At 72.4% G+C, this 19,606-nt stretch carries 20 protein-coding genes; 6 read left to right on the top strand and 14 right to left on the bottom strand.

Annotated features, from left to right (window positions below; genetic code table 11):
- Nucleotides 1–51 precede the first annotated feature (51 nt).
- Nucleotides 52–654 carry a TetR/AcrR family transcriptional regulator gene (locus tag ABZ883_RS17205; RefSeq protein ID WP_360906600.1) on the bottom strand — a complete coding sequence of 201 codons (603 nt, stop codon included), beginning with the start codon at nucleotides 652–654 and terminating at the stop codon, nucleotides 52–54.
- 62 nt (nucleotides 655–716) lie between these two features.
- Between ABZ883_RS17205 and ABZ883_RS17200 the strand changes: the two genes are divergently transcribed.
- Nucleotides 717–1,685, top strand: a complete 969-nt coding sequence (locus ABZ883_RS17200) for a beta-ketoacyl-ACP synthase III (protein WP_360906598.1) — start codon at nucleotides 717–719, stop codon at nucleotides 1,683–1,685.
- An 85-nt stretch (nucleotides 1,686–1,770) separates the two neighbouring features.
- Here the strand turns inward: ABZ883_RS17200 and fabF are convergent, their stop codons facing one another.
- The 9 genes from fabF to ABZ883_RS17155 all read right to left on the bottom strand — a co-directional run bounded on the left by fabF (nucleotide 1,771) and on the right by ABZ883_RS17155 (nucleotide 10,770).
- Nucleotides 1,771–3,033 carry a beta-ketoacyl-ACP synthase II gene (fabF, locus tag ABZ883_RS17195; protein ID WP_360906596.1) on the bottom strand — a complete coding sequence of 421 codons (1,263 nt, stop codon included), beginning with the start codon at nucleotides 3,031–3,033 and terminating at the stop codon, nucleotides 1,771–1,773.
- Nucleotides 3,034–3,096: 63 nt separating this feature from the next.
- Complete coding sequence (locus ABZ883_RS17190; RefSeq protein ID WP_319662619.1) at nucleotides 3,097–3,345, bottom strand: acyl carrier protein; 249 nt, start codon at nucleotides 3,343–3,345, stop codon at nucleotides 3,097–3,099.
- A 75-nt stretch (nucleotides 3,346–3,420) separates the two neighbouring features.
- The gene (locus ABZ883_RS17185; protein ID WP_360906594.1) at nucleotides 3,421–4,455 is read right to left on the bottom strand and encodes a ketoacyl-ACP synthase III; all 1,035 of its coding nucleotides are present in this window, start codon (nucleotides 4,453–4,455) and stop codon (nucleotides 3,421–3,423) included.
- A 14-nt stretch (nucleotides 4,456–4,469) separates the two neighbouring features.
- Nucleotides 4,470–5,393, bottom strand: a complete 924-nt coding sequence (locus ABZ883_RS17180) for an ACP S-malonyltransferase (protein ID WP_360906592.1) — start codon at nucleotides 5,391–5,393, stop codon at nucleotides 4,470–4,472.
- Between the two features lie 101 nt (nucleotides 5,394–5,494).
- Nucleotides 5,495–6,694, bottom strand: a complete 1,200-nt coding sequence (locus tag ABZ883_RS17175; protein ID WP_360906590.1) for a helix-turn-helix domain-containing protein — start codon at nucleotides 6,692–6,694, stop codon at nucleotides 5,495–5,497.
- A gap of 65 nt (nucleotides 6,695–6,759) precedes the next feature.
- Nucleotides 6,760–7,584 (bottom strand): ABC transporter permease, encoded by an 825-nt coding sequence (locus tag ABZ883_RS17170; RefSeq protein WP_360906588.1) that lies wholly within the window; start codon nucleotides 7,582–7,584, stop codon nucleotides 6,760–6,762.
- Nucleotides 7,585–7,596: 12 nt separating this feature from the next.
- A complete protein-coding gene (locus tag ABZ883_RS17165; protein WP_360906586.1) occupies nucleotides 7,597–8,484 on the bottom strand; it encodes an ABC transporter permease in 888 nt (295 codons plus the stop codon).
- 7 nt (nucleotides 8,485–8,491) lie between these two features.
- Entirely contained in the window at nucleotides 8,492–9,685 is a 1,194-nt protein-coding gene (locus ABZ883_RS17160) for an ABC transporter substrate-binding protein (RefSeq protein ID WP_360906584.1), read from the bottom strand.
- Nucleotides 9,676–10,770, bottom strand: coding sequence for an ABC transporter ATP-binding protein (locus ABZ883_RS17155; protein ID WP_360906582.1), 1,095 nt, complete (start codon nucleotides 10,768–10,770; stop codon nucleotides 9,676–9,678). The genes ABZ883_RS17160 and ABZ883_RS17155 overlap by 10 nt, the downstream gene beginning before the upstream one ends.
- Nucleotides 10,771–10,881: 111 nt before the next feature.
- Between ABZ883_RS17155 and ABZ883_RS17150 the strand changes: the two genes are divergently transcribed.
- Entirely contained in the window at nucleotides 10,882–11,622 is a 741-nt protein-coding gene (locus ABZ883_RS17150) for a GntR family transcriptional regulator (protein ID WP_360906580.1), read from the top strand.
- A gap of 53 nt (nucleotides 11,623–11,675) precedes the next feature.
- Entirely contained in the window at nucleotides 11,676–12,395 is a 720-nt protein-coding gene (locus tag ABZ883_RS17145; protein WP_360906578.1) for a cache domain-containing protein, read from the top strand.
- A gap of 331 nt (nucleotides 12,396–12,726) precedes the next feature.
- On the opposite strand, the gene ABZ883_RS17140 is transcribed toward ABZ883_RS17145, so the two are convergent.
- Nucleotides 12,727–13,545: a serine hydrolase domain-containing protein gene (locus ABZ883_RS17140; RefSeq protein WP_360906576.1), complete on the bottom strand. Its 819-nt coding sequence runs from the start codon at nucleotides 13,543–13,545 to the stop codon at nucleotides 12,727–12,729.
- Nucleotides 13,546–13,606: 61 nt separating this feature from the next.
- On the opposite strand from ABZ883_RS17140, the gene ABZ883_RS17135 reads away from it, so the two are divergent.
- Both ABZ883_RS17135 and ABZ883_RS17130 read left to right on the top strand, forming a co-directional pair.
- Nucleotides 13,607–14,068, top strand: coding sequence for a MerR family transcriptional regulator (locus tag ABZ883_RS17135; RefSeq protein WP_360906574.1), 462 nt, complete (start codon nucleotides 13,607–13,609; stop codon nucleotides 14,066–14,068).
- 5 nt (nucleotides 14,069–14,073) lie between these two features.
- The gene (locus tag ABZ883_RS17130) at nucleotides 14,074–15,093 is read left to right on the top strand and encodes an aldo/keto reductase (protein ID WP_360906572.1); all 1,020 of its coding nucleotides are present in this window, start codon (nucleotides 14,074–14,076) and stop codon (nucleotides 15,091–15,093) included.
- Here the strand turns inward: ABZ883_RS17130 and ABZ883_RS17125 are convergent.
- Genes ABZ883_RS17125 through ABZ883_RS17115 form a run of 3 tightly spaced genes read right to left on the bottom strand, consistent with a single transcriptional unit; the run spans nucleotide 15,054 to nucleotide 17,827 of the window.
- A complete protein-coding gene (locus tag ABZ883_RS17125) occupies nucleotides 15,054–15,839 on the bottom strand; it encodes a DUF4429 domain-containing protein (RefSeq protein WP_360906570.1) in 786 nt (261 codons plus the stop codon). The two genes, ABZ883_RS17130 and ABZ883_RS17125, sit on opposite strands and share 40 nt — an antisense overlap.
- Before the next feature lie 54 nt (nucleotides 15,840–15,893).
- Nucleotides 15,894–17,090, bottom strand: coding sequence for an alpha/beta hydrolase (locus ABZ883_RS17120; protein WP_360906568.1), 1,197 nt, complete (start codon nucleotides 17,088–17,090; stop codon nucleotides 15,894–15,896).
- A gap of 53 nt (nucleotides 17,091–17,143) precedes the next feature.
- Complete coding sequence (locus tag ABZ883_RS17115) at nucleotides 17,144–17,827, bottom strand: TetR family transcriptional regulator (RefSeq protein WP_360906566.1); 684 nt, start codon at nucleotides 17,825–17,827, stop codon at nucleotides 17,144–17,146.
- 107 nt (nucleotides 17,828–17,934) lie between these two features.
- On the opposite strand from ABZ883_RS17115, the gene ABZ883_RS17110 reads away from it, so the two are divergent.
- A complete protein-coding gene (locus ABZ883_RS17110; protein WP_360906564.1) occupies nucleotides 17,935–19,536 on the top strand; it encodes an MFS transporter in 1,602 nt (533 codons plus the stop codon).
- The last annotated feature ends 70 nt before the right edge of the window (nucleotides 19,537–19,606 follow it).

The raw sequence follows: 19,606 nt of genomic DNA, 5'->3' as shown, positions 1-19,606 counted from the left end.
CAGGGCCGCCCATCCGGCAATCCGGGCCAATCCCCCCGAAGGGCTGATTCGTCAGCGCAGGACGCGGCGCAGCGCACGCCGGGCGCGATCGGGGGCGCTCCGGTCGCCGAAGAGCTGGACGGCGTGATTCAGCGCGAAGTAGACGCCGTTGAGCTCGAACACGATCTGGTCGGGATCGGTGTCCTGGGGCAGTTCGCCCTGCTCGACGGCGGCCCGCAGATCCCGCACCAGGCGCCGCTTCCACACGGTGTACAGCCGTGCCACGGCGTCCCGCACCGGCCCCTCCCGCCCGTCGAACTCCACGGCGGAGGCGGTGAACAGGCAGCCGCCGGGGAAGGCCTCCCGCTCGCGGTCGAGGTAGGTCACCCAGGCCTCGCAGATCGCCGTCAGCCGGGCCAGGCCGGGCGGGTTGCCCGCGGCCGGCAGCCACACGGCGCGGGTGAAGATCTCCGACGCCCGGCGCAGCGCGGCGATCTGCAGCGCCTCCTTGGTGCCGAAGTGGCCCAGCAGCCCGGACTTGCTCATCTGGAGGTCGGTCGCGAGCCGGCCGATGGTCAGGCCCTCCAGGCCCTCCACGGAGGCGACCGCGACGCTGCGTTCGATGATCCGCTCGCGGGTGTGGCGGGCCTCGGTGGCGGACTTGCGTGGGCTCATGGGGCCATCGTAGCGAGCCGCCCCTCTTTAGCGTCCGATCGATCGGTCGCTATAGTTCCGGCATGACCTCGACCCGTATCGTCGCCCTCGGCCACCACCAGCCCGAACGCGTCCTCACCAACGACGACTTGGCCGCCATGGTCGACACCAGCGACGCCTGGATCCGGCAGCGCACCGGCATCGCCACCCGCCGCATCGCCGCCGACGACGAATCGGTCGCCGACATGGCGACGGCCGCCGCCGGCAAGGCCCTGGCCTCCGCGGGCCTGGCGCCCGCCGACATCGACCTGGTCGTCGTGGCCACCTCCAGTGCCATCGACCGCTCCCCGAGCACCGCGGCCCAGGTCGCCGCCCGGCTCGGGGCCACCGCGCCCGCGTCCTACGACCTCAACAACGCCTGCGCGGGCTTCACCACCGCGCTGGCCGCCGCCGACCACTCCCTGCGTGCCGGAGCAGCGCGGCACGCCCTCGTCATCGGCGCCGAGAAGATGTCCGACCTCACCGACTGGACCGACCGCAGCACCTGCGTCCTGCTCGGCGACGGAGCCGGGGCGGCCGTCCTCAGCGCGGTGCCGGACGGCGCCACCGAAGGCCCTGGCGGGCTCCAGGGCGTCGGCCCCGTGGTCTGGGGCTCCGACCCCACCCGGGCGGACGCCGTGCGCCTCACGGGCGCCTGGCAGCCGCGCTTCGCCCAGGACGGCCAGGCGGTCTTCCGCTGGGCCACCACGACCCTCGCCCCGATCGCGGAGGAGGCCTGCCGCCGCGCGGGCGTCGCCGTGGCCGACCTCGGCGGCATCGTGACGCACCAGGCCAACCTGCGCATCATCGAGTCGGTGGTCCGTCAGCTCGGCGCCACGGAAGCCGTCGTGGCCAAGGACGTCGTCGACTCCGGGAACACCTCGGCCGCCTCCGTCCCCCTGGCCTTCTCCAAGCTCGTCGAGCGCGGTGAACTGGCGCCGGGCGCCCCCGTGCTGCTGCTCGGTTTCGGCGGCGGGCTGTCCTGGGCCGGACAGGTCGTCAGCTGCCCCTGACCGGGCGCCCGCCCGCAATGCCGAGGGCCGGCCCCCGCTCACGCGGTGGGCCGGCCCTCGGGGTTGCGGCTGGTCGGTCCTGCCGTCAGACGGTGCGCAGGGCCAGGACGACGTTGTGGCCGCCGAAGCCGAAGGAGTTGTTGACGGCCACGATCCGGCCGTCCGGCAGCTTGCGCGGCTCGCCGGAGACCAGACCCGGGTCGATCTCGTCGTCGAGGTCGGTGAGGTTGATCGTCGGCGGGGCGGTGCGGTGGTACAGGGCCTGGACGGTGGCGACCGTCTCGATGCCGCCCGCGCCGCCCAGGAGGTGACCGGTCATCGACTTCGTGGCCGAGATGGCCACGTGGTCGAGGTGGTCGCCGAGGACCTTGCGCAGCGCCTTGATCTCCGCGACGTCACCCTGCGGGGTGGACGTGGCGTGCGCGTTGAGGTGGTGGATCTCCGCGGGGTCGATGCCCGTCGCGGTCAGCAGCTGCTCCAGCGCGGCGGCGATGCCGCGGCCGGTGGGCTCCGGCTGCGCGATGTGGTGGGCGTCGGCCGACAGGCCCTGGCCCAGCACCTCGGCGTAGACCTTGGCGCCGCGCTTGGCGGCGTGCTCGGCCGACTCCAGGATGACGACGCCCGCGCCCTCGCCGAGGACGAAGCCGTTGCGGGCCTTGTCGTACGGGCGGGAGGCGCCCTGCGGGTCCTCGTTGTTCTTGGACATCGCCATCATGTTGGCGAAGGCGGCGATCGGCAGCGGGTGGATGGCCGCCTCGGTGCCGCCGGCGACGACCACGTCGGCACGGCCGGAGCGGATCATCTCGTACGCGTAGCCGACGGCCTCCGCGCCCGAGGCGCAGGCGCTGACCGGGGTGTGCACACCGGCCCGGGCGTTGACCTCCAGGCCGACGTTGGCGGAGGGGCTGTTGGGCATCAGCATCGGCACGGTGTGCGGGGACACCTTGCGCGGGCCGGACGCCAGCAGGTTGTCGTACTGGTCGAGCAGGGTGGTGACGCCGCCGATGCCGGAGGCGATCACCGCGCCCAGGCGGTCGGGGTCGATCGAGCTGTCCTCGCCGGCCCTGGCGGTGAAGCCCGCGTCGGCCCACGCCTCACGGGTGGCGATCAGAGCGAACTGGGCAGAACGGTCGAGCTTGCGTGCGACCGGGCGGGGCAGAACCTCCAGCGGCTCCACGGCGATCTGCGCCGCGATGCGCACGGGCAGGTCTGCCGCCCAGTCCTGGGTCAGGGCGGTGACGCCGGAACGGCCGGCGAGCAGCCCCTCCCAGCTCGACGCGCTGTCCCCGCCCAGCGGAGTGGTTGCGCCGATACCGGTGACGACCACGGTGTGATTGGTCGGGCTCACAGGGATTGTCTCTCCACGTCTAGAAGGGCGGGCGACAGACACGTCGTCCGGGACCGGCCTGGATCAGGCCTGAGCCTTGAGGATGTAGTCGACGGCGTCGCCGACGGTCTTGAGCTGCTTGACGTCGTCGTCCGGGATCTTGACCTCGAAGCGCTCCTCGGCGGCGACGACGACCTCGACCATGGACAGCGAGTCGACGTCCAGGTCGTCGGTGAAGGACTTGTCCAGCTGGACGTCCTCGGTGGGGATGCCGGCGATCTCGTTCACGATCTCGGCGAGACCCTCGACGATCTCTTCCTGGGTGGCGGCCATTGCGGCGCTCTCCTTCTTCGGTGCTGTTACTACGGGCTGCGGCGGGCGGGAGTGCGGCGCCGCGTGGGGTGTTGACTAGGGGAGGGTAACGACCGTGGCGGCGTACACGAGACCCGCCCCGAAACCGATGATCAGGGCCGTGTCGCCGCTCTTGGCCTGTCCGGTCGCCAGCAGGCGCTCCATCGCGAGCGGGATCGACGCGGCGGAGGTGTTGCCGGTGGTCTCGATGTCGCGGGCCACGGCGACGTGCTCGGGGAGCTTGAGCGCCTTGATCATCGAGTCGATGATCCGCATGTTGGCCTGGTGCGGAATGAAGACATCGAGGTCGTCCGCGGTGATCCCGGCGGCGTCCAGCGCCTCCTGGGCGACCTTGGCCATCTCGAACACCGCCCAGCGGAAGACGGTCTGGCCCTCCTGGGTGATGGCGGGGAACTTCACCTGTCCGTCGGCGTCCACCGGAAGCCCCGAGACATCACCCGCTCGGAAGCGGTCCCATGCGACGGTCTGGGTGATGGTGTTGGCCTTGTCACCCTCCGAACCCCACACGGTCGGGCCGATCTCCGGCTCGTCGGCGGGGCCGATCACGACCGCGCCGGCGCCGTCGCCGAACAGGAAGGCGGTGGCCCGGTCGGACTTGTCGGTCAGGTCGCTCAGCCGCTCGACGCCGATCACCAGGACGTGCTTGGCACTGCCCTCGGTGACCATGCCCTTGGCGAGCGTCACGGCGTACGTGAAGCCCGCGCAGCCCGCGGAGATGTCGAAGGCGGCCGGCTTGACGGCGCCGATCCGGTGCGCGATCTCGGTCGCGACCGCCGGGGTCTGCTTGAAGTGGGAGACCGTCGCGACGATGACGCCGCCGATGTCCTCGGCCGAGATCCCCGCGTCCGCGATGGCCTTGCCCGCCGCGATCACGGACATCTCGGAGACCGTCTCGTCGGGGCCGGCCCAGTGCCGGGAGGCGATGCCGGAGCGGGAGCGGATCCACTCGTCGCTGGAGTCGATGTGCTCCAGGATGACCTCGTTGGGCACCACGCGGGTCGGCCGGTAGCCGCCGACACCCATGATCCGTGCGTACGGGGAGCCCTTGGCGGGCCTGATCTTCGCGGTCATGTCTGCGAGGACTCCTATTCCTGGGTGCCGTGCTCGGCGACGATCGCGCGGGCGGCCTCGAGGTCGTCGGGGGTCTTGAGGGCCAGGGTCGCGACGCCGGGCAGCGCGCGCTTGGCCAGGCCCACCAGAGTGCCACCCGGCACCAGCTCGATGATGGCGGTGACGCCGAGTTCCTTGAAGGTGTCCATGCACAGATCCCACCGCACGGGGTTGGAGACCTGCGACACCAGCCGCGCGACGATCTCCGCGCCGCCGGTGACGACCTTGCCGTCGGTGTTGGACACGTACGGCAGCACCGGGTCGGAGACCTCCAGCGTCGCCGCCAGCGCGTCCAGGGTGGCCACGGCCGGGGCCATGTGGTGGGTGTGGAAGGCACCCGCGACCTTCAGCGGGATGACCCGCGCCTTCTCCGGCTTGTCCGCGGTCAGCGCGGCCAGCTGCGCGGCCGTGCCGGCGGCGACGATCTGGCCGGCCCCGTTGATGTTCGCCGCGGTGAGCCCGAGGTTCTCCAGGTGCGCCACGACCGTGTCCGCGTCCCCGCCGAGCACCGCCGACATGCCGGTCTCGGTGACGGCGGCGGCCGCGGCCATCGCCGTGCTGCGGGTGCGGACGAACGCCATCGCCGCGTCGGCGCTCAGCACCCCGCCGATCGCCGCGGCGGTGATCTCACCGACGCTGTGGCCGGCCACCGCGTGCGGCGCGCCGGCGCCGGGCAGCAGCCGCTCCGCCGCGACCAGGCCGGCGGCGACCAGCAGCGGCTGGGCGACGGCCGTGTCGCGGATCTCCTCCGCTTCGGCCTTGGTGCCGTAGTGGGCGAGGTCGAGTCCGGCGGTCGCGGACAGTTCCGCGAGGCGGTCGGAGACGCCGGGCAGATCGAGCCATGGGGCGAGGAAGCCGGGGGCCTGGGCACCCTGGCCGGGAGCGACGAGTACGAGCACGCTTTCAACTCTCTCTTGAGCGAGGTCGTCCCCGCCCGTGGGGACAGGGACCAAGAACCGACGGGCGATTTGTTGGTGTCCCACAAATGCCCTGCGTACACCTACGGTGTCTGTCCGGAGTCGGAGAGCCGGCCCAGGATGAGTGCGATGCGAAGGGTGAATGCGGATCGTACATCCGAGGGGGACCAGCCGGTGACGTCCGTCACACGTCGGAGCCGGTATCGGACGGTGTTGGGGTGAACGAACAACATACGGGCCGCCCCTTCGAGCGACGAGGCCTGCTCGAGGTAGACCGAGAGCGTTTCCAGCAACGCCGAACCGGCTTCCTCCAGCGGTCTGTAGATCTCCTCCACCAGTTGATCGCGGGCGTAGCGGTCCCCCGCCATCGCGCGCTCCGGCAGCAGATCGTCCGCCTGCACGGGACGCGGGGCGTCCGGCCAGGCGGCGCAGGCCCGCAGGCCGGCGGCCGCGGCCTGCGCGGAACGGGACGCCGACAGCAGGTCGCCGACGACCGGTCCGGCCACCACCGGGCCCGCCGCGAAGGGGCCGATCAGCGCCTTGGCGACACGCAGCGGCTCGTCGTCGCCGCCCGCGACCACGATCAGCCGGTCGCCCAGCACACCGGTCAGCACCTGGAGCTTGGCGTGGCGCGCGGCCCGGCGGATCGCCTCCACCGTCAGTTCGCTGTCGCCGTTGGGTGCTGTGCCCAGCACCACCACGATCTTGTCCGGCGAGCTCCAGCCCAGTGCCGCCGCCCGGGACAGCACACCCTCGTCGGCCTCGCCGGACAGCACCGCGTTGACCACCAGGGACTCCAGGCGGGCGTCCCAGGCGCCGCGCGCCTCGGCCGCCTGGGCGTAGACCTGGGCCGTCGCGAAGGCGATCTCCCGCGCGTACACCAGCAGCGCCTCGCGCAGCACCGACTCGTCGCCGGGGGCGGCGACCTCGTCGATGGCCGCCTCCATCACCTCGATGGTGGTGCGCACCATCTCCACCGTCTGGCGCAACGAGATCGCCCGGGTCAGCTCCCGCGGCGCGGTGCCGAAGACGTCGGTGCTGATCGCCTGCGGCGTCTCCGGGTGGCGGAACCATTCGGTGAAGGCCGCGATGCCCGCCTGCGCCACGAGCCCGATCCACGAGCGGTTCTCCGGCGGCATGGCCCGGTACCAGGGCAGCTGCGCGTCCATCCGAGCGATCGCTGCCGCCGCCAGGCGCCCCGCGGACTTCTCCAGCCGTCGCAGGGTGGCGATGTGGGAGTGGTCGCGGGCGGGGTCGAATGCGTTCTGCGCGGGTTCTGGCACGGTACAAGCCTGCCTTATCCGGGCGGAAGGATGGCACGGACCCCTCTTCTGCGCGCGTCCGCGCGTCAGATCCGGCCGCCTGCCGCGTGTCCGGCGGTGTCCGCGGACAGCCGCTGGGCGAGGTAGATCGGGACCACCGACAGCACGATCAGCACCGCGGCGACCACGTTGACCACGGGCGCCTGCTGCGGCCTGGCCATGTTGCTGAAGATCCACACCGGCAGGGTCTGGACGCCGGGCCCGGCGGTGAAGGTGGTGACCACGATCTCGTCGAAGGAGAGCGCGAAGGCCAGCAGCCCACCCGCCAGCAGCGCCGAGCGGATCAGCGGGAAGGTGATGTCGCGGAAGACCTGGAAGGTGTCGGCGCCCAGGTCCATGGCCGCCTCCTCGTACGAGCCGGAGGTGCGCCGCAGCCGGGCCAGGACGTTGTTGAAGACCACCACGACGCAGAAGGTGGCGTGGCCCACGACGACGGTGAACAGCCCGAGCCCCACGCCGAGCGGTTCCAGCACCGTGCGGAACGCCGTGTTCAGCGCGATGCCGGTGACGATGCCGGGCAGGGCGATCGGCAGGACCACCACGAAGGACAGCGCCTCACGGCCGAAGAACCGGTGGCGCCGGACGGCGAGCGCGACCAGGGTGCCCAGCACCAGCGCCACCGCCGTCGCCCCGAGCCCGGCCTTCACCGAGGTCCACAGCGCCGCGCGGGCACCGTCGCTGTGCCAGGCGTCGCCCCACCAGCGCAGGGTGAGCCCGGAGGGCGGCCAGCCGAAGCCGCGGTCGGCGTTGAAGGAGTTCAGCAGGACCAGCAGCAGCGGTACGTAGATGACGGCGAAGCCGAGCGCGGCCGCGGCGCGCAGCGCGATCCGGGCGGGTCGGGACAGGTGCATGGCGTACGGCCCTCACAGACTCTGGAGCGCGCCGGTGCGTCGCACGGCCAGCAGGTAGACGACGATGATCGCGACCGGCACCGTGCCGAGCGCGGCGGCCAGCGGCAGGTCGAGCGTGATGTTGGAGTAGACGACGTTGCCGATGAGCTGGGTCTTGCCGCCGACGATCTGCACCGCGATGTAGTCACCGAGGCTGAGCGAGAAGGTGAAGACCGAGCCCGCCGCGACCGAGGGCAGCACCATCGGCAGCACCACGGACCTGAAGGTGCGCCAGGTGCGCGCGCCCAGGTCGGCGGAGGCGTCCAGCAGGCTCGCCGGCAGCTGTTCGAGGCCCGCGTGGATCGGCAGGATCATGTACGGCAGCCACAGGTAGGCCAGCACCATGACGGCCGCGGGCAGGCCGTAGCCGGGGCCGCTGAGGCCCAGCGGCTTCAGTACCCAGTCCAGCGGCCCGTTCTCGGAGAGCATGATCCGCCAGGCGTACGCCTTGACCAGGTAGCTGGCCCACAGCGGGGTGAGGACGGCGACGACCAGCAGGTGGCGGTACTTCGGGGCGGCCACCCGCGCGGTGTAGAACGCGATCGGGAAGGCGACGACGATGTCGACGGCGGTCACCGCGACCGCCACGCCGAGGCTGCGCAGGGCGACGTCCCGGTAGACCGGGGTCGTCCACAGGGCGTGGAAGTTGTCGGTGCTCCAGACCTTCACCACGTCCGAGGTGAAGGGGTCGGTGGTCCAGAAGGCGGAGAGGAACAGCGCGGCCAGCGAGCCCAGGTAGGCGAGGACGAGCCACAGCAGCGGGGCGGACAGCAGCAGGGACAGCCGCAGCCGCGGGCGGCGGTGCAGGAAGCCTGCCAGCCGCCGCCCGGGCGTGCCGGACGTGGGGGTCGTGGTGGTCACCGACGGCTCAGCCCTTGATCTCGGTCCAGGCCTGGACCCACTTGGCGTAGGGGACGCATGTCACGTCGGTGCGGCCGTCGAGGCACTGCGGGATCGGGGTGTTCCAGAAGTGGACCTGCTTCCAGTACGGCTCGTCGGCGGCGTGGAAGACGGTGCAGTGGTTCTTGTCGGCGGTCAGCGCGCAGGACTTGGCGTTCGACGGGGCCTCGCCGAACCACTCGGCGACCTGGGCGTTGACCTTGGGCGAGACGATCCAGTCCAGCCATTTGTAGGCGCAGTTGGGGTGCCGGGCCTTCGCGGAGACCATCCAGGTGTCGGACCAGCCGGTCGCGCCCTCGCTCGGCAGGACGGCGGCGACCTCGGCCTTCTCGGCCTCCGCGAGGTTGGCGATGACCTGCCAGCTGGTGCCGATGACGGAGTCGCCGCTCTTGAACGCGGAGATCTCCTTGAGGTAGTCGCTCCAGTACTCGCCGATGTTGGCGTTCTGCTCCTTCAGTAGCGCGACCGAGGCGTCGAACTGCTTCTGGTCCAGGGCGTACGGGTCCTTGATGCCCAGCTCCGGCTTCGTCTTCATCAGGTACAGCGCGGCGTCGGCGAGGTAGATCGCCGAGTCGTAGGCGGTGACATGGCCCTTGTACGGGGCGGACTTGTCGAACACCGCGGACCAGGAGGTGGGCGCGGGGGAGACCTTGTCGGTTCGGTACATCAGCAGGTTGGCGCCGCGGCCGTGCGGGATGCCGTAGGCGACACCGCCCACCGAGTTCCACTTCTGCATCTTCAGACTCGGGAAGATGTCCTGGTAGTTGGGCACGAGGTCCGTGTTGACCGGGGCGGCGTCGCCCGAGGCGATCAGGCGCAGTGAGGCGTCGCCGGAGGCGGAGACGGCGTCGTACTGGCCGGTCTTCATCAGGCTGACCATCTCGTCGGAGGTGCCGGCCACCTTGGTGCTGACCTGGCAGCCGGTCTCCTGCTCGAAGGGCGTGACCCAGTCGACGGACTTGTCGTTGGAGCCGTCCTCGGCGTATCCGGCCCAGGCGATCAGGTCGACCGCGCCCTCGGTCTTGCCGAGGGTCTTCTGCGCGCTGAGTTTCGGCGGGGTGAAACCGCTCCCGGAGCCGGAGCCCTTGTCGGAGGAGGACCCGCCGCAGGCCGTGGCCAGGGCCAGGACGGTGCAGGCGGCGAGGGTACGGGTCAGACGCACGTGGACTCCGTTTCCGGTGCTGCGGGCTGGACGGTGACGTGGTGGCGGCGGTGCCACTGGAGGCGGACGCGGGTGCCCCGGTACGCGGCGACGTCCGCCGAGGAGGTCTCCCGGTTCTGCTGGAGGGCGGTCACCCGGCCGCCGTCGTCCAGGTCGACCAGGAAGCGGGTGGCGTCGCCGAGATAGACGACCTCGGCGACGGTGCCGGAGACGGTGCGCTGCGCGTCGTCCCCGGCGGGCGCCTGCTCCCCGGGGTCCAGCAGCCGGATCTTCTCGGGCCGGACGCTGTAGGTCCCGCTCTCGTCGGTGAGCAGGTTGGACGTGCCGACGAAGCCGGCGACGAAGGGGGTGGCGGGCCGCTCGTACACCTCGGCGGGGGTGCCGACCTGCTCGATCCGGCCGTTGCTGAAGACGGCGATCCGGTCGCTGAGGGCCAGCGCCTCTTCCTGGTCGTGGGTGACGAAGACGAACGTGATGCCCACCTCGCGCTGGAGCGCCTTGAGTTCGACCTGCATCTGCTCGCGCAGGGTGAGGTCGAGCGCCCCCAGCGGCTCGTCCAGCAGCAGCACCTTCGGGCGGTTGACCAGCGCTCGGGCGAGTGCGACGCGTTGCCGCTGGCCGCCGGAGAGCCGGTCGGGGCGGCGCCCGCCGAAGTCCGCCAGCCGGACCGAGGCGAGGGCGGCGCGCACGCGCTCGGCGCGCTCGGCCCGGGGCACCTTGCGGACCTTCAGCCCGTAGGCGACGTTCTGCTCGACCGTCATGTGCGGGAAGAGGGCGTAGTCCTGGAAGACGGTGTTGACGTCCCGTTCGAAGGGGGCGAGGCGGGTGACGTCCCGGCCGGCGAGTTCGACGGTGCCTGCGGTGGGCGTCTCGAAGCCCGCGACCATGCGCAGCACGGTGGTCTTGCCGGAGCCCGAGGGGCCCAGCATCGAGAAGAACTCGCCGTCGCCGATCTCCAGGTCAATCCCGTCGACGGCGTGCACGGGTCCGAACGACTTGTCCAGGCCCCGCAGGCGCACGGCAGGTGTCCGAGCGGGCGATCCGTCGGCCGTCCCCCCGGCCGTTCCGCTGTCCGTTCCCTCCATGGGCGGGAACCTTTCTGTTCGCGCGGGCGTTGACCGAAAACCTATGAAGTTATATTTCAGAGGACAAGGCCTGGCCGGGGTAAAACTTTCCCCAAGTGAGAAGGTGACCGGGTGAGCAAACTTTCGAATGGCGCGCTGCACGCCGTCTTCGCACCCGTCGGCAGCCTCGCCCGGGTGGACGCGGTCGTACGGCGGCTGGCGGACGCCATCGAGCTGGGCCTGCTGGCCGACGGGGAGCAGCTGCCCGGCGAGAGCGAACTGGCCACCCGGCTGGGCGTGTCCACGGTGACCTTGCGCGAGGCGCTCATGGCCCTGCGGCAGCAGGGGCTGGTCACCACCCGCCGCGGCCGCGGCGGCGGCAGCTTCGTCACCGCCCCCGGCCAGCCCCGGGACGTCCGGCTCGCCCACCGGCTCGCCGACTGGAGCACCGAGGAACTGCGCGACCTCGCCGACCACTGGGCCGCCGTCGCCGGATCCGCCGCCCGGCTGGCCGCCGAACGCACCGGGCCGGACGACCTCGCCCCCCTCCAGCGCTCCCTGGAGGAGTTCGAGGCCGCCGGCGAACTCACCGCCCGCGGACGGGTCTACGGCCGGCTCCATGTGGAACTCGCCGCCGCCTCCCAGTCGGCCCGTCTCACCAAGGAGGAGATCCGTATCCAGGCGGAGATCGGAGCGCTAATCTGTCTCGCACTCGGGGAGGACGACGCCCGCGCGGCGGCCGTCGCGCTGCACCGCGCGCTGATCGGCGCCGTGCGCGAAGGTGACGCGGAACGGGCCAGGTCCCTGGCCGAACGGCGGGTGCAGGACGCGATGGAGCGCCTGATCGGACTGCGACTGGCCGCCGCCGGCTGACCCGGGCGCCCCGTACCTCCCGTCCTCCCGCACCGGAGGCATTCGCTGTGGTCATGAGCTCATCAACCGTCGTCGAGTCCGTCGCCGCCGGTGTCGTGGACCGGGTCCGCGCCGCGCTCGAGGACGTCTTCGCCGCCGTCACCCAGGTCGCCGAACGCACCGCCGCCGTCACCGCGGTGCGCGCCGCCGGCCGCGCGCCGACCACCGCCGACCTCGCCGCGCTGCGGCCGCTGCTGCACGACCGGCTGCGCGGCCGGGGCGACTTGATCTCCGGTATCGGCTTCATCGCCGAACCCGGGCTGCTCGGCGACGTGCCGGCCTGGCTGGAGTGGTGGCAGACCCACCGCGACGGGGAGTTGCGGCCGCTGCTGCTGGACCTCGACCCGGCGACCTCGGCCTACTCCGACTACACGCACTGGGACTGGTTCGCGCTGCCCCGCGCCACCGGCGAGCGCGCGGTCGCCGGGCCCTACGTCGACTACCTGTGCTCCGACGAGTACAGCCTCACGCTGTCGGTGCCGGTCCGGCACGGCGGGCACTTCCTCGGCGTGGCCGCCGCCGACGTCTACCTGCGGCACTTCGAGGCCGCCGTGCTGCCGCTGCTGCGCCGGCTGCCCGCCCCGGCCGCACTGGTCAACGCCCGCGGCCGGGTGGCCGCCTCCACCGATCCCCGGCATCTGGCGGGCTCACTCCTGCGGGGCTTCAGCGGACGGTCCTGCGACCCGATCCCGCTGACCCTCGTCACGCTTCCGGAGGCGGCGCCGCGTTCGTGAGCGCGGGCCGGAGCGGCGGTGCCCACGCGCGGAAGTCGGGGGAGCGCCCGTTCTCGTAGCCCCGGGTCCCGGTCGTCGGGGTTCCGGCCGTCGTGGCCGGGCGGTGGGCTCCGGCGCCCGCGAGGTGGTGGCGGCCTCCGTATCCGGGGCAGGCGGCCGCGGTGCCCGCACCTCGGTGGCGAAGCGCACGCGGCCCGATCCGCTTACGGCGACAGCGCCGCGTTCGTGAGCGCGGGCCGGAGCGTAGCCCCGGGTCCCGGCCGTCGTGGCCGGGCGGTGGGTCCCTGAGCCCGTGAGGCGCCCGCAGCTCGGTGGCGGAGCGCGCGCCGCGTCAGACTTCCGACAGCACCGCGTCCGTGAGCGCGGGCCACAACGGCAGTGCCCACTCGCCGAAGTCACGGTCCGTCAGCACCACGCAGGCCGCGCCGGCCTCCGGGTCGACCCACAGGAACGTGCCGGACTGCCCGAAGTGCCCGAAGGTGCGCGGTGAGGAGGAAGCGCCCGTCCAGTGCGGGGACTTGTGGTCCCGGATCTCGAAGCCCAGGCCCCAGTCGTTGGGGTTCTGGCCGCCGTAGCCGGGCAGGACGCCCCTGAGCCCGGGGAAGGCCACCGAGGTGGCCGCCGCCACCGTCTCCGCGGCCAGCAGGCGCGGCGCCTGCACCTCGGCGGCGAAGCGCACCAGGTCGTCCACGGTCGAGATCGCGCCCGCGCCCGCCGAGCCCGGGCAGTCGGTGGCGTGCATGCCGAGCGGCTCCAGCACGGCCAGCCGCAGGTACTCGGCGAAGGGGATGTCGGCGGCCTTGGCGATGTGGTCGGCCAGCGCCTCGAAGCCCGCGTTGGAGTAGATCCGCCGGGTGCCGGGGGCGGCCATCACGCGGTGCTCGTCGAAGGCGAGACCGGAGGTGTGCGCGAGCAGATGCCGTACGGTCGATCCCTCGGGGCCGGCCGGCTCGTCCAGCTCCACCGCGCCCTCCTCGACCGCGACCAGCGCCGCGTAGGCGGACAGCGGCTTGGTCACCGACGCCAGCGGGAAGCGCCGCCCGGTGTCGCCGTACGCTCCCAGCAGTGTGCCGTCGCGGCGGACGACCGCCGCCGCGGCTGTCGGGACAGGCCAGTTCTCGATCGCGCTCAGGCTGCTCAGGCTCCGCATGACGGTGAGCCTAACGAATGGCCTTGCCTGGAGTGCACTCCAGGGTTTTAGCGTGGAACCCATGACCGTGACGCAGGTGGCCAAGAGCAAGCCCGGCAGCGTACGCAACTGCGCCGACGCGGCGCCGCACCCCCTCCCGGCCGGCCGGGACCGCTACACGATCAGCGAGGTGGCGGCCTTCACCGGGCTGAGCGCGCACACCCTGCGCTGGTACGAGCGCATCGGGCTGATGCCGCACGTCGACCGCTCCCACACCGGGCAACGCCGCTTCACCAGCCGCGACCTGGACTGGCTGGCCTTCGTCGGCAAGCTGCGGCTGACCGGGATGCCGGTCGCGGACATGGTCCGCTACGCCGAGCTGGTGCGGCTGGGGGACCACACCTTCCCCGACCGCCGGGACCTGCTGGAGTCCACCCGGCGCGACGTGCTCCAGCGGATCACCGAGCTCCAGGACACCCTCGCGGTCCTCGACCACAAGATCAACGTCTATGCCGACGCCCCCAGGGCGTCCGAGAGGGCATGAAGCGCATGAGCGACACACACGAGCCGATCGCCAAGGTCGGGCTCGGCACGGACGGTCCCCTGGTCGGCGTGCAGGGCCTGGGCTGCATGGGCATCAGCGAGTTCTACGGACCGACCGACGATACCGCCGCCCGCGCCACGCTGGAGGAGGCCCTGGCCCTCGGCGTCACGCTCTTCGACACCGCCGACGTCTACGGGCTGGGCGCGAACGAGGAGTTCCTCGCCCCCTTCGTGCGGGCGCACCGCGACGAGATCACCCTCGCCACCAAGTTCGGCATCGCGCGCAAGGCCGACGACCTGCGGTACCGCGGTGTCCGCAACGACCCCGCGTACATCCGGCAGGCCGTCGACGCCAGCCTGCGCCGCCTCGGCGTGGACGTCATCGACCTCTACTACATGCACCGCCGCGACCCGGCCGTGCCGTTCGCCGAGTCGGTGGGCGCGATGGCCGAGCTGGTGCGGGCCGGCAAGGTCAGGCACCTCGGGCTGTCCGAGGTGACCGGTGCCGAACTGCGCGAGGCGCACGCGGTGCACCCGGTCACGGCGGTGCAGTCGGAGTGGTCGCTGTTCAGCCGGGACGTGGAGGTCTCGCTCGCCGGTGCCGCCGCCGAGCTGGGCGTGGCCGTGGTGCCGTACTCCCCGCTCGGGCGCGGCTTCCTCGCCGGCTCCTTCCGGAACGCGTCCGAGCTGGGGGCGGACGACTTCCGGCAGGCCCAGCCGCGCTTCACCGGCGAGAACGCCCAGCGCAACGCCGATCTGCTGGAGCCGCTCCGCGCGGCCGCGCAGGCGCACGACGCCACGCCCGGCCAGATCGCCCTGGCGTGGGTCCAGCAGCGGGCGCAGGTGCACGGACTGGCCGTCGTCCCGATCCCCGGCACCCGCAGGGCCGAGCGGGTGCGGGAGAACACCGCCGCCACCCGGATCGTGCTGGACGAGGCCGAGCTCGGCCGGCTGGAACCGATCGCGGGACAGGTCGCCGGTGACCGCTACGCGGACATGTCGTCCACGTCGGCGGCGCGCGAGTAGCCGTCGCGTTCCAGGGCGGGCCGCGACCGCGCGGCCCGCTGGACGGCCGCCAGTACGGCCGCGGCCAGCGGCAGCGACTCGTGGACCGGGCCGTAGCCGAGGCCGAACACCACGGCCGCCGGGTCGTCGTCCGCGCTGCCCGGCAACCGGCCGCCGCCGTCGCGGGGGAGCAGCCGCAGGTGGCCGCCGGGCGCCTCGGGCGAGCGCCACTCCAGGCCGGTCAGCCCGGCGACGGGGAAGTGCTGGTCGCCCGCCCGCCACTTGGGCGTGGAGGCGCCGGTCCAGGACCAGCGGAAGGTCACCGTGTGCCCGTCGAAGGACGCCCGCCCGTCGTACGCCTTGAAGGACAGCGGCGGCGCGGGGGCGTCCACGAGGTGACGCGCCGCCGGCTCGTCCTCGCCGGCGCCCAGGGCGCCGATCGCGGTCACCAGCCGCTCGGCGCACTGCTCCGCGAGCGGCTCGCGCGCGGCGGGCAGCACCAGGCGATAGGGGTCGGCGGCCTCCTTGAGCTGGCCGTCCGCGGCTTCCATCAAAGGGTCGGCGCCGGGCCGCGGCACGGCGCGCAGCACAAGGGTGCCGCGCCTGCCCGGCGCGAGCTCCACGCCCGTCAGCGCCGCATAGGGGACGCGGCGCTGCCCGAGGACCTGGAGCAGCCTGGAGTTGCGCAAACCCCGCTCGTAACGGATGAGGACAGCGTCGGCATCGAACTCCCATACGGCGTTGGATCCGGCCAATACGTCACCCATACGAGTCATCGTAGGCCGGGTTTCCGCCGGGGGAACCCGCCGCGTGAGGCCGGTCTAGGCCACGCCCGCCGTGCAGGACCGGCCCTGGGCGCAGCGGATGTCCGGAAAGCGCCCCAGCGCGATACGGGTGAAGTTGGCGAGGCTGGCGGTGCCCGAGCGGAAATAGCCCGCGTGGCCCTCGGCGCCGTCGGAGCTGACCACCCGGGCGCCGAAGTCCCGGGAGACCGGGTCGGCTCCGTGGCCCAGCCCCGCGATCTCCAGATGCGGGACGTCGCCGATCCAGTCCGAGCTGTCCCGGGTCGCCCACACGCGGGCGCCGGTGCGCAGATCGGCCGCCCGGTCCACGCGCATGCCGGGGCTGCCGAAGACCGTGATGTCCGAGACCCGGCCGGCCGGCAGGCCCGGAGCGGCCACCCCGCACAGCACCGAGCCGTACGAATGGCAGAACAGCGCGACGTCGCCGCGCGCCGGCAGCGCCCGCACCAGGGCGGTCAGCCGGACGGCGCCCTGCTCGGCGAGTTCGCCGGTGGACGCGTCCAGGCCCACGCCCAGCGGGGTGGTCCAGTCCGCCCACGCGATGACGGCGGTGCGCGCCCGCGGGTCGGCGGCCCGCTCGGCGCCGTACAGGGAGCGGGCCATGCCCACCGGGGCCCGGTAGGGGAGGGCGGTGCGCTCGAAGGACATCACGTCGGTGTCGACCCCGGGCACCACGATCGAGACCCGCCGTGCGCTGTCGAGGTCGCCGAAGACCTCGGCGACCCGGCCCCGGCCCGCGGGGTCGAAGGCGAGGATCTGCCGGCCGGGCTGCTGGAGCGCGGTGTAGCGGGCGGCCCGTTCGGCGGCGTCGTGCCGGCCCTCGGTGGTGAGCAGCGAGCTGTGCGAGCGGGCACGCTCCCGGGCCCGCTCGGCGCTGAGAGTGAGCTGGTTGGCCTGGTAACGCAGGCTCAGCGGCGCGCCGTTGAGGTTGCCCACGATCAACGGGTAGCGCTTCGCAAGGCGCTGGGCCTGCGCCGGGGCGAGTGTGCCGAAGAAACGTGCCACCGCCTGCGCCCCCGCCTGCGGGTCGGGCAGCGCACGGCCGCCCACCGTCCCGTGCCGCCAGGCGGCCAGGGCAACGGACTTGGCGTCGTTGTCACCTTGGTGATGACGCAGCGCCGTCCAGCCGGTGGTCGACAGCATGACGAAGACCACGGCAAGAGCCAGGAGGGCGCGCAGGGAGGGGGAGCTGAAACGCTCGTCGGCGAAATTCACTGCGTGCCACCATAGGAGACGCCGCAGGTCCCCTGAGCACGCCGTGACTCAAGTCACGTTTGAAAGAAGGAGATTCCGGACACACCCTTGTGCTCGCCCCATGGTTGTGTCAGGACCGGGACGAGCAGGGCCAGGTGCTCCTCGGTGATCCTGCGGATCGACTCCACGGTGGTCTCGTCGCCGTCGCCCCACAGCCGCTGGGCCGCCCTCAGCACCCCGCCGACGGCTCCCACGAGCACCCGCGGCCGCGGGTCGGCCGCGTCCAGGCCCTCGCGCGCGGCGATGACGGCCGCCAGCCGCCCCTCCACCACCGACGAGCGGCGCAGCTGCGCGGCCAGCAGCGTCGGCGTGGACTCGATCACCCGGTACATCGCCATGTACGTCGGCAGCGGTACGACGGCGACGATGAGCGCGCCGATGCCGTCCCACGACGCCCTCAGCGCCGCGTGCAGCGCCTCGAACGGCGGCTCGCCGGGCGGCCGGGCCGCCACCGCGGTGACGTAGGCGTCCTCGACGGTGTCCTCCAGTGCGAGGGCGACCTCCTCCTTGCCCGCGAAGTAGCGGAAGAAGGTGCGCTGCGAGACGCCCACCGCGTCCGCTATCTCGTCCACGGTCGTCCCGTCGTACCCCTGCGCCACGAACAACTCCACCGCGGCCCGCACCAGCGCGTCACGCGTGCGCTGCTTCTTGCGTTCCCGCAGACCGCACACGGGCGTCTTGGGCATCGCGTACGTCATCTGCCGTCCACCTTTCGGGACCCCCTTCGAACCGGTCGCGCTTCCTGTCAGTCACCGACGGATGAATGCTTTGGTCAAATGTCAGATGCTGCCATAATCTCTTGCCCATGACCCAAGCCTCCGTCGTCACCGACCAGGCACCGGAGCCCATACCGGCGCCCTCCAAGAAGCCCCTCCGCGGCCATCCCTGGCTGACCCTCTTCTCGGTAGCCATCGGCGTCATGGTGGTGGCGCTGGACGGCACCATCGTCGCCGTCGCCAACCCGGCCATCCAGGCCGACCTCGGCGCCTCCCGCGAGCAGATCCAGTGGATCACCACCGGGTACATGCTCGCGCTCGCCGTGTCGCTGATCACCGCCGGAAAGCTGGGCGACCGCTTCGGGCACCGCCAGACCTTCCTGATCGGCCTCGCGGGCTTCGCCCTCACCTCGGGACTGATCGGCCTCTCCAGCGGGGTCGGCATGGTGATCGCGCTCCGCGTGCTGCAGGGCGTGTTCGGCGCGCTGCTCCAGCCTGCCGCGCTCGGCCTGCTGCGGGCCACCTTCCCGGCCGAGAAGCTCAACATGGCCATCGGCATCTGGGGCATGGTGATCGGTGCCTCCACCGCCGCCGGGCCGATCGCGGGCGGTCTGCTGGTCGAGCACGTCAACTGGGAGTCCGTCTTCTTCATCAACGTGCCCGTCGGCCTGGTGGCGCTCGCCATGGGCCTGGTGATCCTCAAGGACGTCCGCGCCGAGAAGGCGCCGCGGTCCTTCGACATCCCCGGCATCCTGCTGCTCTCCGGCGCGATGTTCGGTCTGGTCTGGGGCCTGATCAAGGCTCCGGAGTGGGGCTGGGGCAATGCGCAGACCCTGCTCTTCCTGATCGGCTCGGTGCTGCTGTTCGTGCTGTTCGCGGTCTGGGAGACCAGGGCCTCCGAGCCGCTGATCCCGCTGCGGATGTTCCGTTCGGTGCCGTTGTCGGCGGGCACCTTGCTGATGGTGCTGATGGCCTTCGCCTTCCTCGGCGGCCTGTTCTTCGTCACCTTCTACCTGCAGAACGTCCACGGGATGTCGGCGGTGGAGTGCGGTGTCCACCTGCTGCCGCTCACCGCGATGATGATCGTCAGCTCGCCGGTCGCCGGCCTGCTGATCACCAAGTTCGGCCCCCAGGTGCCGCTGGTCGGCGGCATGGTCTGCACGGCGGTCGCCATGTTCGGCATGACCGGCCTGGAGGCCGACTCCGGTTCCCTGATCATGTCGCTGTGGTTCGCGCTGCTCGGCCTCGGCCTCGCCCCGGTGATGGTCGGCGCCACCGACGTCATCGTCGGCAACGCCCCGCTGGAGCTGTCCGGCGTGGCCGGCGGCCTCCAGGGCTCCGCCATGCAGGTCGGCGGCAGCCTCGGCACCGCCGTCCTGGGGACGGTCATGGCCTCGCGGGTGGACAGCGCGCTGCCCGAGAAGTGGGCCGCCGCCGGTCTGCCCCCGCTCAAGGGCGAGCAGGCCGCACAGGCCGCCGACGCGGTCGTGGTGGGCGTGCCGCCGGTCGCCCCGAACACCCCGGCCGAGGTCGTCGCGATGATCACGAAGGTCACCCACGAGACCTTCCTGTCCGGGATGGGGCTGGCCTTCACGGTCGCCGGCATCGTGGCCGCCTTCGCGGCCGGTGTCGCGTTCCTGACCCGGCGCGGCGTCAACGCGGACGCCGCCGGCGGCGCGGTGCACGTCTGACACCGGTGAACTCCCTATCAGGGTGATCGAGGCCCGGGGCCCTTGGCGGCCCCGGGCCTCGTCGTTCACG

The organism is Streptomyces sp. NPDC046977, from assembly GCF_040644455.1.
GTDB lineage: Bacteria > Actinomycetota > Actinomycetes > Streptomycetales > Streptomycetaceae > Actinacidiphila.
Note: the sequence above shows the minus strand (reverse complement) of the source record. Positions and strands in the feature narration are given on the sequence as shown.